Raw genomic sequence first — 12,736 nt, forward strand, 5'->3', positions numbered from 1 at the left:
GTGTAAAGCCCGTCGGCGGGATCGGCATGGCCCGAGCGCAGCGCCAGCACCGGCTTGTTGCGCGCCGCCGCCCGTGCCGCCGACATGAACTTGCGGGCCGCCCTGACCGTGTCGAGTTCAAGCAGGATCGCGCGGGTGCCGGGATCGCTCGCCAGATAGTCGAGTACGTCGCCCGCGTCGACATCGGCCTCGCCGCCCAGCGCTACCGCATGCGAAAAACCCAGGCCACGCGCATACGCCCAGCCGAGCACGCCATTGGTCAGCGCGTTCGACTGCGATACCCACGCCACCCCGCCCGCCTTTACGAGCCGCGCAGGCGCACCCAGATGGGCGTGCAGGGCCGGCGACATTACGCCAAGACTGCCCGGCCCGACAATGCGCAACAGAAACGGGCGCGCCGCCGACAGCGTGTGCCGAAGCGCAATGCGGTCCTCATCGGACCGCGTCTCGCCCACGATGATCGCGGCGCGCGTGCCAAGGCCACCCAACTTGTGGACGATGCCCGGCCACGTCGCCGGGGGCGTGCAGATCACCGCGACGGTTGGCGCCTCGGGAAGATCGCCCGCGTCGCGTACGACCGCATGTCCGTCGAGGCTGTCGTGCTTCAGATTCACCGGCCAGAGCGGGCCGGCGAAGCCGCCCGCCAGCAGACTCCCCCACACCATCGCCCCCGCGCTGCGGGGCCGCCGCGAAGCGCCGATGACAGCCACGGACTTGGGCCGAAACAAGGCATCGAGATTGCGAACAGTCACGGGCGCTCCGCCAGATTGAAGAAAGGTGCGTTACGAGTGAACGCGTGTTCCCATCAGGATAGGCGATCCAGCCGGGTTACGCGGCGCTTACCGAGGGCGACCGCATGCCGGCGCGAGGTCCGGCACGCCGCCGGACGCCGAGGATGGGTTTTGTGGATGCGGTCTGCTCGTATCGACGCCGAAAGTGCGACAATCCGCGCCTGATTGGACATTGCGGACGGCCAGGGCTTAAGCGGCATCAACGGCGCAAAGGCAGTAAGATGCAGCGGCGCGCGGTCAGGTCGGCAACTGCCTTACAGGGGACCAGAGCGCGCGCGGCGTGGCACCAGCCCGGCTAGCGTGCCCAAGATAAACTCACAGCCCGAGTTTCCCGCACGGCGTACCGACGACGAAAAGCCGGCCACTGTCTGAAAACGATCAAGACCATTGCAAACGGGAGGCGCGTACCGCCGCCGTCCCGTCAGAACACACGGAAGGTGAAGTTATGCGGCGCTTGCCATCGCTGATCGCGTTGCGCTTCTTCGAAGAAACAGCACGTCATTTGAGCTTCAACCGTGCGGCGAGCGCGCTGTGCGTGACGCAAGGCGCCGTCAGCCGGCAGATCAAGATACTTGAGGAGTCGCTGGGCGCGAAGCTGTTCGAACGGGACCACAGGGGTATCCGGTTGACCGCAGCCGGGCTGCAGTTGCTGCCGTGCGTGTCCGAGGCTTTCGATACGATCGAGCGCGGCACGCGGCAGATCACCACGGCCAAGGGCCGGCGACGCCTCGTACTAGCCGTACCGCCGACCTTCGCGACGCAGTGGTTTTCGCCGCGGCTCGGCTCGCTGGCGGTCGAATTACCCGATGTCGAACTGTCGATCCGCACCGAACCTTCCGAGGAATGCCATTGCAACATCCGTTTTGGCCGCGACGCGCTGCCGGACGCACATTCCGAGTTGCTGATGATCGAGCGCCACACGCTGGTGGGCGCGCCGCACCTGCTGGGACGGCCGCTCGACACGCTGCTGGAGCGCATGCCCGCGCTCCACGTGCTGCATAACGAGACACGGCTCGACCTCTGGCCCAATTGGCTCAAGACTGCTGGCATGCCCGCTCAGTACGCCGAAAACGGCATTGAATTTTCGAATCTCGAGCAGGCGATTCACGCAGCACGCAAAGGCGCGGGGTTAGCGGTTGTGGATCGGAACATGATCGTCGAGGAACTGGCGGATGGCAGTCTTGCACGTATATCCGAGATAGAGGTGAGCGGGCCGTACGGCTACTGGCTCGACGTGACGCCACGCCACGCGCAGCTTGAGCATGTGCAAGCATTCGCTGCGTGGATGCGGGAAGAGGTCCTGAAGATGGGGTGAGACGGGGACGGCAATCGCGATGTTCTATACTTCGCCTGTCATCGGAACACACGCGGCACAGTTTGACAGTCCGAGCTGTCAAAGACTGCTCAGCAGCCACAACCACGGCCCCGCGGGGTTGTCGATGCCCCGCCGACCCAGGAAAGCCAGATCATGACCGACCCCAAGCGTTCCGCCCCGAAAGCAGTTGAGATGCCTGCCAGTGACCAGCTGCTCGAGGGCATCCTCGAAAAAGCAGTGGCCGCGGCGCGACGAAATGTTGAGCAATTTGCGAAGCTCGCGGCGCTCGCCCGCGCCATGGAGCGATCCAACTCATCGCCAGCCGAGCGCGCCAAGCTGCTTTATACCTTCGAGAAGCTAGCCAACGACGGCAGAATCGACGCACAGTCCGATGCCGAGCTATTCGAGGGCCTGAGGGACGGACAAATCATGAAGCAGGAAATACGCCGCGTGAACGACGAAGGCGGTGAGCCGCTTCCGGTTGGCGTGATCCTCGCACCGTCCAACAACACCAAACACTGAAGCGCATCACGCGCGAGGCGCTCTAGCCCGAACGGTAACGGAGTGTCGGAGGTGGGATCAAGAACGTAGAGGCCGCGTCATTGCGAAATGACGCGGCCTTTTATCTGGTTGCTGCGGAAGTGATGCGCACGACGTGCGAGGCGATGCGGTTGCGCCGTCATCGCCAACTCGCGGTTTACATCGCCTTCTTGAACGGTGCGCCGGAATGCTCGCGCAATTCGTTGAACACGATCTTCGGCCACGCCTTCTGCGCCACTTCGATCTCGGAGATGTGTGAGGCCAGATAGGTGGGCGCATTCGATGCATCGAGCGCAATCCGTGCTGCATACGCATCGTTGAAACGACGCAGTTCCGCGGCGTCGTCACACGTCACCCAACGCGACATCCGGTAGCGCGCTGGCGCCATCCGCACGTCGACCTTGTATTCCGTCGAGAGACGGTGCGACACCACTTCGAACTGCAATTGACCGACTGCGCCGAGAATCATCAGCCCGCCGTGCACGGGGCGGAACACCTGAATCGCACCCTCTTCGCCCAGTTGCTTGAGCGCTTCGCCGAGTTGCTTGGCGCGCATCGGGTCCACGACTTCAACGGTCTGGAAGATTTCCGGTGCAAAAAACGGCAGGCCGACGAACTGCAACGTTTCGCCTTCGGTCAGCGTGTCGCCGAGGCTCAGCGTGCCGTGATTCGGAATGCCGATGATATCGCCCGGATACGCTTCGCTCACCGTCTCACGACGTTGCGACAGGAACGTCACCACGTTGTTGGCGCGGAACGTTTTGTTGGAACGCGTCACCTTCAGCGCCATGCCGCGCTCAAAGTGACCCGAGCACACGCGAATGAACGCCACGCGGTCGCGGTGCGCCAGATCCATGTTGGCCTGCACTTTGAACACCACGCCAGTGAACTTCGGCTCATCCGGCTCAACCGAACGCTGCACGGCCATACGCGCGGATGGCGGCGGCGCGAGGTCGACCAGCGCGTCGAGAATTTCCTTCACGCCGAAATTGTTGATTGCCGAGCCGAACAGCACCGGCGATTGCTGACCGGCAAGGAACAGTTCGCGGTCGAAATCAGGCGACGCGCCAGTGATCAGGTCAATCTCTTCCTTCGCCTTGACCCACGCGTGGCCGAAGCGGCGTTCGCCTTCTTCGTTGCTGAGGGCGTGCAACGTTTCGACTTCGCCACCGGCCTTGTCCTGCCCGGCGCGGAACAGGCGCACCTGATCGCGCTGGATGTCATAGACACCCTGGAAGTCTTTGCCCATGCCGATCGGCCAGGTGAATGGCACGGCGGCGACGCCCAGATGCTGCTCGATCTCGTCGAGCAGTTCGAGCGGCTCGCGCACTTCGCGGTCGAGCTTGTTGATAAACGTGACGATCGGTGTCTTGCGGCTACGGCAGACTTCGAGCAGCTTCAGCGTCTGCGCTTCCACGCCGTTGGCGCCATCGATTACCATCACTGCCGCGTCAACTGCGGTCAGCACGCGGTAGGTGTCTTCCGAGAAGTCTTCGTGGCCCGGGGTGTCGAGCAGGTTGATGACGGCATTGCCGTACTCGAACTGCATCACCGAACTGGCCACCGAGATGCCCCGTTGCTTTTCGATCTCCATCCAGTCCGAGGTCGCGTAGCGATTGCTCTTGCGGCCCTTCACGGTGCCGGCGATCTGAATCGCGCCCGAGAAAAGCAGCAGCTTTTCGGTCAGCGTGGTCTTGCCCGCGTCCGGGTGGGAAATGACCGCGAACGTGCGGCGGCGTTTAAGTTCAGAGACTGACATCGGATCGGGCGGTCACGGATAGAGGTTCGGGCGGTCTTCTCAGGCGCTGGTGGCGCCTGCTCCCGTCACGTCAGGCGCGGCGGGCTGCGGAGGTCAGGTTCGAAAGTCCGCTTGGCAATGCAAACGCGCCGCTTCGCAAGCCAGTTACGAACGAACGTTTTGGAAAACGGGATTGGCCGGCGCAGAACAGCGCAGGGAACGAATGATACACGTCATGGCGACGGGCGTATTGAAATGAGACGTTTAGGGGCAGATGCGCGCAAGGGGACGCACCGCCGGCGTGCATGTAGTGAGGCCGTCCGCTGTATGTAAAAAAGCCGAACGCACAGCGTTCGGCCTTGTCTTTTTGGCGTGCGCCGCGGGTGTATGCGCGAACGCTACGCGCCGCTTGCTTCGTTCAACGTCAGATGCTTGGTCTCAGGTGCCCACGCAATCGACACCACCATGCCGACCAGCAACACCGCAGCCAGCACCATCATCGTTGCATGAAAGCCCAACTGTGCAATGCCGAGCGGCAACAGAAACGTCCCGACAGCCGACCCAAGCCGGCTGCATGCGATAGCCAGACCCACGCCACAGGCACGCACCTCAGTCGGGAAACACTCGGGCGGGAACACGCCAACCAGATTCGAAAACGCCGACATCGTCAACGTGAAGATCCCAAACGCGACGATCATCGCAACCATCGCCGACCCCGGCAGCAGGCTCAACGCCACCAGTGACAGACAGGTGACCGCAAACGAGCCGATCAGGAATACCCGGCGCGGCAATTTGATGGTAAGCCAGATACCGATCAGCGCACCGAGCACGAGAAATCCATTCAACAGGAAATCCGCGCCCGAGCCGTCATTCAGATGAATCGCCTTGAGAATCGTCGGCAAGAACGTGTAAATCGCGAAGTACGGAATCACCAGACACACAAAGAACGCGCAGTTAAAAATCGTCCGGCGAATCAGATCCTTGTGGAACAGCCGCGCGAATCCACCTGGCTTGCGCGAATGCTCGTCATGGCTGCCGTCGAGCGTCACGTTGGGACCGAAGTGCTTCAGCACGATCGCCTTGGCTTCCGCGATGCGCCCCTTGCCATACAGCCAGCGCGGCGATTCCGGCGTACCCATGCGCAGCAGCAACACGATGAACGCAGGCACCCCCGCCGAGGCCAGCAGCCAGCGCCACGCGTCCGGCGCCGCGTTCGCGTACTCCAGGCCGAGCACGTTGGCGATCACATAGCCCACCGTCCAGATGACGCTGAATGAACCCAGCAGCGTGCCCCGATGTTTGCGCGGCGAAAATTCCGCGAGGATGGCGTGACCCACCGCGAAGTCGCCCCCCATGCCGAAGCCGATCAATACCCGCAACACACACAATTCGAGCGGCGACGTGACGTGAAACTGCGCGAACGCAGCTGCCGTGATGATCAGAAAGCTCAGCAGGAAAATCTTCTGCCGGCCCATTTTGTCGGACAGCCAGCCGAAAACCAGACTGCCCAGAAAGATGCCCATTAACGCGGAACTGCCAATCATGCCCATCCAGAATGCGTCGAGCGGCATCTGGCGATTGAGCGAGGCAAGTGCATAGCCGATCGTACCGAGCGCATAGCCTTCGGTGAAGTGCGCGCCGAACGTCAGGCCGGCGATCTTGACGTGAAAGCGGTTCAGCGGAACGTCGTCGAGGGAAATGGGACCGTGCGCCGGGGCGTTGCCCTTCGCATGCGGTACGGATGGGGCGAGGCCGAACGTGGCGGCCTGAAGGTCCTGATTACTCAAGCTGTCTCCTATCTTGTTAGCGCAGCCGCGCTCAAACGGCCCATTGCCGGCGAGCGCGTTGCTGCGTCGTCCGCTCCACGCCTGGGCGGCGTGAGGCGGACCGTGATGACAAGGCTCAGCGCCCGAGGCCGCCCATCATCGTGTACTTCAACTCCATGTACTCGTCGAGGCCGTACTTCGATCCTTCGCGGCCCAGCCCCGATTCCTTGACGCCGCCAAACGGCGCCACTTCGGTGGACAAGATGCCTTCGTTGACGCCAACCATGCCGCTTTCCAGCGCTTCGGACACACGCCAGGCGCGGCCCAGATCGCGCGTGTAGAAGTACGCGGACAAGCCAAACGGCGAGTCGTTCGCAGCGGCGATGGCCTCTTCCTCAGTCTTGAAACGGAAGCATGCCGCGACGGGACCGAAGGTTTCTTCGTCGGCGATCATCATCGAGCGGGAGGCCTCGACCAGCACCGTCGGCTCGTAAAAGGTACCGCCGAGTGCGTGACGCTTGCCGCCCGTCAGCGCCTTGGCGCCCTTCGCAAAAGCGTCCGCGACGTGCGTTTCGACTTTCTTCAACGCCGCAGCGTTGATCAACGGGCCTTGCTCAACTTCGCCTTCGAGCGCGTTACCCACGCGCATCTTTTGCACGGCCTTCGTCAGTGCCTGGGTGAACGCGTCATAGACGCCGTCCTGCACATAGAAGCGATTCACGCACACGCAGGTCTGCCCGGTGTTGCGAAACTTCGAGGCCATTGCGCCTTGCACAGCGGCGTCGATATCCGCATCGTCGAACACGATGAACGGTGCATTACCGCCAAGCTCCAGCGAGAGCTTCTTCAGCGTATCCGCCGATTGTTTCGCCAGCAGCTTGCCGACTCGCGTCGAGCCGGTGAACGACAGCTTGCGCACCACCGACGACTCCGTCAGCGCGCCGCCAATCGCAACCGCATCACCGGACACGACGTTGAACACGCCAGCGGGAATGCCTGCCTTCTCAGCCAGTACGGCCAGCGCGAACGCGGACAGGGGCGTTTCCTCGGACGGCTTGAGCACCACCGTGCAGCCTGCCGCGAGCGCCGGGCCGGCTTTCCGGGTGATCATGGCCAGCGGGAAATTCCACGGCGTGATGGCCGCGACGACGCCGATCGGTTCGCGCGTCACGATGATCTTCGCATTCGGATTCGGGCTCGGAATCACGTCGCCATAGGCGCGCTTCGCTTCTTCCGCGAACCACTCGAAGAAGCCCGCTGCATAGCCCACTTCGCCGCGCGCTTCCGCCAGCGGCTTGCCCTGTTCAAGCGACATCAACTGGGCTAGCGGCTCGCGGTTCTCGAGCATCAACTCGCCCCAACGCCTGACCCGCGCGCCGCGCTCTTTCGCGGTCAACTTACGCCATGCCGGAAACGCACGTTCCGCGGCAGCAATCGCTTCGTTGGTTTCGGCTGCGCCGCCCTTGGCGACGTTGACGATCAACTCGCCAGTGGCCGGATTGAAAACGGGATACGTGGCGGTGCTTTCATGCCACTCGCCGTTGATGTAGTGACCGGTACGGAGAAATTCATTCATGCTGCTTTGTCCAGAGTTGGGGCGAACACGCCTTGCGCAGCGCGCGGTTCACGCGCGATACGCTTGCCTGCCGTGTAATCGTTGATCAGATCGCACGGCGTGTAGTTGCGTTCAAGTTCAAAGAGTTCGTCGGCGCTCAGCTTGGTGTCGAGTGCAGCGAGCGCGCTGTCGAATTGCGCGGGCGTATCCGCACCCACCAGCATGCTGGAGACGCCACCATGATTCAGCACCCATGCCTGCGCGATCTGCGCGGGCGACACACCACGCGCTGCCGCCACGCGCGCCACCGATGCGGCCACTTCGCGCGACGCCACATCGCCGTACATTTGTGCGGTGAAGAAGTCGGTCTGGTTACGCGTCGAGTTCGGATCGCTGGTCAGGAGGCCACGTGCGAGCGGGCTGAACACCGACACGCCGACACCCTGATCCTGGCAATACGGCATCATCTCGCGTTCTTCCTCGCGATATGCCAAATTAAGTTGCAGCTGCATATTGATCGGCTTGTGCCAGCCGTTGAGTTCGCAGACCTGCATGATCTTGGCGAACTGCCACGTATACATTGTCGACACGCCGATATATCGCGCTTTGCCGGCACGAACGATATCGTTCAGTGCGCACATCGTTTCCTCGACCGGCGTGTTGACGTCGAAGTAGTGCAGCATGAAGATATCGAGGTAGTCCATGCCCAGACGCGTAAGCGAACCGTCGATGCCGTCCATGATGTGCTTGCGGGAATGACCGCCAGCGTTCTGATACGTGCCCATGTCGTAGCCGACCTTGGTCGTGACGACGATCTCTTCACGACGGGCGAGGCGCTTGAGGATGCGCCCGACGACTTCTTCACCGACACCGGTCGAATAGAAATCGGCGAGGTCGATGAAGTTCACGCCGGCTTCCAGCGCGTGACGCACGATCGGTTCGCTTTGCTCCTCGTTGAAGATCCACGGCTTCCAGTCCGGCGTGCCCATGTTCATCGTGCCGAGGCACAGACGCGAAACTTTCAGGCCCGATTGGCCGAGGCGAATGTATTCCATTTTTTTGTCTCCTTGCGGCGGCGGTCGCGCGGCTCCAACGGCGCGCGAAGGCCAGCCTTCTGATTAGTGTTTTAGCGTTGTTTCGGCGTATAGAACGGATTCGACACTTCGCGCGCGGCGGCAAACACTTCATCGCGATGCGGCAGGCCCTTCATCGCGGCGAGGATCGCGTTCTTGCAAGCGCGGTAGTTGTTCTCGAACACAGCGTCGAGATCGTCGGTCTTCGGGTTGACCCAGTTCGCCGACACAACAACCCAGTCGTTTTCCGCTTCCGGCGGCAGCGTGCCGTTTTCGAGCGATTCGGCGACGGCCTTGGCGATACCCGCTTGCGAAGCGCCCCAGGTTGCATTGCCGTGGAAGTCCCCATCGATCTGCGCCTTGTTCACATACAGCGTGAGCGGCTTGGTCGGGATACCCGGACGAGCGATCACGACGAACGGCGCGTGGCCGGTTGAAGGCGTTGACAGTGCGGTGGCGAATGCCTGGCCTGCCGGGCCGTTGCGCGGGCCGACCAGTACGTTGATGTGCGCGAGGTTCACGCCCGGGCCCTCGAAACCTTCACCGATATACAGCTGCTTTTCCGTCGATACGCTCATGTCTGATCCCGTCTAGGGTTGGATGGATGAGCCGATTGTGCTATTCGCGGAGAGCGGCCATGAATCGATGTTTTTTGATCCAGGGTATGAGGCGGACTCAACTCCGGGTTTCTCCCAGGCCGAAGCGACGCGTCAGCGCCGGTTACGTCGTTAAGGTGAGGGTTTTCGGGACCCACGCGAAAAACATCAAAATATCGCGTGTGGTGATGAAGATCGACGTCGTGTTCGCACCGGACATTCTGGACTCCGCGCTATCTGCATGATCAATGAGCGGATCGGTATACCCATTGAATCCGTGCAGAAATGACACACGAACTTGACCGGCAGGTATCGCGCAAACCCTTATCAGTCAAGGCGTTTCGAACTTCATGGCAGAAATGGAAAGCGCGCGCGTTGATTAGCATGGCTATGGAAACCAAGCAGGCTTCACTGGTTCAATGCGATATAAAGCGGCGCAACATGCCGCGAGCAAAAGCGTGACTGAATGGCAGGCCAACATGAGGTGCGTTTGCGAAAGGTGAGGGTTTTCGGGACCAGCGCAGTGGTGCGCGAAATAGAGGTCTTCGCCTCACTTGTAGGCCGGCTCTAGAGCCGACTACAGGGCCAGCGAGGCGCCGCACTGCGGCGCCTCGCGCCGTCCGTTGTATGGCCCTTACTCGGAAATCAGAAAGCGATCGCGATTCTTACCCGAGAGCCAACCCGGCGCGCGGCCGCGGCCACTCCAAGTCTCGCCCGTCTTCGGATTGCGATATTTGGCAGGCAGCGCCGGCTTTTTCGCAGGGATGCGTTTGCTCGAGAAGCCAAGCTCCTCAGCGGTAATGCCGTAATCCGCAATTGTCTGTTTAATCTCGGCAATCGCCTGCTCAATTTCCTTTTCACGAGCAAGCGCCACTTCCTTGTGGAGCTTTTCGAGCTGTGCAGTCAATTGTTTATAAGTGGCCATAAATGGGTGTCTCCAGTCGGTTGGATAACTGCAGTGTGACCCTATCAGACCGAAAAAGTGCCGGGTAGCGCTTACCGTTGATTACCACGCGATGCGCGACACCCAGAAGTCACTCGTCAATCGCGTCGTAAAGACGCCGTTCGAAGTCGAGCGGCATCGCAAACGGCTCGACCGCGCGGCGCTGGATCAGCATCATCCCGATCATGTCCTCCACGGGATCGCCAAACCATGTCGTGCCGTATGCGCCAGGCCATCCAAACGAACCCATAGAGCGGTAACCGAGCGGCAACTGTTGCGCCGGATCGTCGACGACCGACAAGCCAAGCCCGAAGCCCTGACCCGCCCACACGATGTGTCCGAACGCAGGCGCGCGCCGTTGGTCACGGCTCAGGAAATTGGAACGCATCAGATCGACCGAGCGGTTCGAAAGCAGGCGGGTCTCGCCGACTCGTCCGCGCCCGAGCAACAATCGCGCGAACTGCAGATAGTCTTCCGCAGTCGAGACCAACCCGCCACCGCCGCCTTGAAAGCGCTGGGGATTTGCCCAACGGCTCGCCGGGGGGCGGTCGTCGACGACGCGCTTGCGCGTGGCCGGATCGATGCTGTAGGCCGTAGCCAGCCGCGCAAGCTGGTTTTCATGAATCCAGAAAGCGGTATCACGCATCCCCAACGGTTCGAAGATGCGAGTCCGAAAGAAATCGCCGAGGGTCAAGCCGCTCACTCGCTGGATCAGCACGCCGAGAATATCGGTCGCGATACCGTAGTGCCAGCGCGCGCCAGGCTGGAACATCAGCGGCAGCGTCGCGACGCGCGCCAGCCATGCATCCGGACCTGAAGAGGACTCGAAGCCATTGAAGACGGCCTCATAGGCGTCGGCAAGCGGCCCTGTTGCCGTGAAGTGGTACGCAAAGCCCGCGCGGTGGGTCAGGAGGTCGAGTATCGTGATCGGCGCACGCGCTGCATCCGTCAGATCGAGCGGGCCGACCGGATCGCGCAGCACGCGAGCATTGGCGAGTTCGGGCAACCACTGGGCGACGGGCGCGTCGAGGGCAAGCTGATCGTCTTCGATCAGCATCATGACGGCAGCGCTGGTTACCGGCTTGGTCATTGAGGCGATGCGGAACAACGTGTCGCGCTGCATCGGCAACTGGTCGGTGTCGTCGCGCAAACCAAGCGCTTCAAAGTGGCCGGTTTCGCCGCGCCGCCGCGCCAGCGTCACTACCCCCGTCACCTCACCCCGGTCGACATAGCCCTGCATCGCGGCCGTCAGCCGCGCGAGCCGCGCGGCAGAGAATCCTGCTCTTTGCATCGGTTGTCCTGATTGCAGAGTATGGGCGGGCGATGACCGTTTCAGGTCTACCGTCACCGTGTACCGGTTGCGCTTGCCGTCAATTCCTCACGCGCTTCCAAAGCGCGCAGCGCTTCATTGAGCCGCTTGACCCGGCTTGCCTGCGAGGGCACCAACGCCCCCTCTGCCACCGATTTGATCCGGTTACGCCAATATGACAACGGAATGCGGTCGAACGCGGAAATACGCGAGATTACATGCTCAAGATGCTCGATGTCTTTTTCGAGTTGATGGTGATTCATTGCTTTCCCCGAAGTCATTCATTTGAACCGAAATAAGCATGAAACGTGCCGCAAGGTACCCGCTTGTTCCCGCGCCGGAAAATACTTCTCCCTGACGCCTGTCGTTCAATCCTTGTTGGCGCATTTGACATGGACGCGAGTGCGGGGGCGCTCGTGCAACAGAAGATAAACAAAGGGTTAGCGGCCTTCCGTTAGCCTCCGCACTGAAGTCTGCCGCTTCATCAATAAAGCAACGTTCGTCATATCCCGCGGGCCGTAAACGAATAACTGTGGCCGTCCTCTGTGTATTCCCGGATTGCCGCAAAAATATTCAAAGCTCGATGCATCAAGCGAAACGATAAATGGCACGGACCAGGTCAGACTGGCATTAAGCCCTGACAATATGACCGTCTTGTGCACGCGGTTTAGGACTCAATCGGCCATTTTTTCGCTGGACGAATTTTCTGCGCGAATCTGGTGGCGTATGTCGGCGCAAAATCGCGCAGGTTAATTAACGACAACGCACCTTCGCGAGCGGGTTTTATCGCTTACCGGATTTCGAGTCGATCGAGAACAACTCGCTTGGGACGGTTTTATCTCGCTTAAGGTGTATTGAAGCCAGGGCTGGCCGGATGTGATCCGCCAGCTTCTGCACCTTCGCATGACGAGCGGCGCGACTAGCCCGCGCTATTTGGCAGGGCAGGCGTAGATCAGGCTGAGGGTGCCGTTCTCGCTCGACTGGCGCACCACATCAAACTGGCCACCGCAGCTGACGCGCGCTTGCTGCACGCATGAATCGGAGCCGTCCGGACACTGGACGAGGGTTGTCGCTCTGCCATCCGGCAAGAAGAGCGGCGGACTGCTGCTG

12 protein-coding genes are annotated in these 12,736 nt (G+C 61.4%); 2 read left to right on the forward strand and 10 right to left on the reverse strand.

Translation table 11 applies throughout. The annotated features are described in order from the left end of the window. Positions 1 to 752: CoA-binding protein (locus WCA85_RS34440; RefSeq protein WP_424070121.1), on the reverse strand; the 752-nt coding region annotated here is incomplete at its 3' end. Positions 753 to 1,236: 484 nt separating this feature from the next. Here WCA85_RS34440 and WCA85_RS34445 point away from each other — a divergent pair. Further along, positions 1,237 to 2,106 (forward strand): LysR family transcriptional regulator, encoded by an 870-nt coding sequence (locus WCA85_RS34445; protein ID WP_424070123.1) that lies wholly within the window; start codon positions 1,237 to 1,239, stop codon positions 2,104 to 2,106. A gap of 153 nt (positions 2,107 to 2,259) precedes the next feature. Then, entirely contained in the window at positions 2,260 to 2,628 is a 369-nt protein-coding gene (locus tag WCA85_RS34450; protein ID WP_424070125.1) for a hypothetical protein, read from the forward strand. A 175-nt stretch (positions 2,629 to 2,803) separates the two neighbouring features. Here WCA85_RS34450 and WCA85_RS34455 read toward each other — a convergent pair whose 3' ends face one another. From WCA85_RS34455 to WCA85_RS34495, 9 genes are all read right to left on the reverse strand, one after another. Beyond that, positions 2,804 to 4,405: a peptide chain release factor 3 gene (locus WCA85_RS34455; protein WP_424070127.1), complete on the reverse strand. Its 1,602-nt coding sequence runs from the start codon at positions 4,403 to 4,405 to the stop codon at positions 2,804 to 2,806. Positions 4,406 to 4,782: 377 nt separating this feature from the next. Then, positions 4,783 to 6,171, reverse strand: coding sequence for an MFS transporter (locus WCA85_RS34460; protein WP_424070129.1), 1,389 nt, complete (start codon positions 6,169 to 6,171; stop codon positions 4,783 to 4,785). Positions 6,172 to 6,286: 115 nt separating this feature from the next. After that, positions 6,287 to 7,726 carry an NAD-dependent succinate-semialdehyde dehydrogenase gene (locus WCA85_RS34465; RefSeq protein ID WP_424070131.1) on the reverse strand — a complete coding sequence of 480 codons (1,440 nt, stop codon included), beginning with the start codon at positions 7,724 to 7,726 and terminating at the stop codon, positions 6,287 to 6,289. After that, positions 7,723 to 8,760, reverse strand: a complete 1,038-nt coding sequence (locus tag WCA85_RS34470) for an aldo/keto reductase (protein ID WP_424070133.1) — start codon at positions 8,758 to 8,760, stop codon at positions 7,723 to 7,725. Before WCA85_RS34470 ends, WCA85_RS34465 begins: the two co-directional genes overlap by 4 nt. A 71-nt stretch (positions 8,761 to 8,831) precedes the next feature. Beyond that, the gene (fae, locus tag WCA85_RS34475) at positions 8,832 to 9,356 is read right to left on the reverse strand and encodes a formaldehyde-activating enzyme (protein ID WP_424070135.1); all 525 of its coding nucleotides are present in this window, start codon (positions 9,354 to 9,356) and stop codon (positions 8,832 to 8,834) included. A 652-nt stretch (positions 9,357 to 10,008) separates the two neighbouring features. Further along, the gene (locus WCA85_RS34480; protein WP_424070137.1) at positions 10,009 to 10,299 is read right to left on the reverse strand and encodes an H-NS family nucleoid-associated regulatory protein; all 291 of its coding nucleotides are present in this window, start codon (positions 10,297 to 10,299) and stop codon (positions 10,009 to 10,011) included. A gap of 109 nt (positions 10,300 to 10,408) precedes the next feature. After that, positions 10,409 to 11,608, reverse strand: coding sequence for a serine hydrolase domain-containing protein (locus WCA85_RS34485; RefSeq protein WP_424070140.1), 1,200 nt, complete (start codon positions 11,606 to 11,608; stop codon positions 10,409 to 10,411). Positions 11,609 to 11,661: 53 nt separating this feature from the next. Next, positions 11,662 to 11,889: a hypothetical protein gene (locus WCA85_RS34490; RefSeq protein WP_424070142.1), complete on the reverse strand. Its 228-nt coding sequence runs from the start codon at positions 11,887 to 11,889 to the stop codon at positions 11,662 to 11,664. A gap of 666 nt (positions 11,890 to 12,555) precedes the next feature. Continuing rightward, on the reverse strand, positions 12,556 to 12,736 hold a 181-nt coding region (locus WCA85_RS34495), incomplete at its 5' end, for a hypothetical protein (protein WP_424070144.1).

The organism is Paraburkholderia sp. (genome assembly GCF_049581445.1).
Taxonomy (GTDB): Bacteria; Pseudomonadota; Gammaproteobacteria; order Burkholderiales; family Burkholderiaceae; genus Paraburkholderia.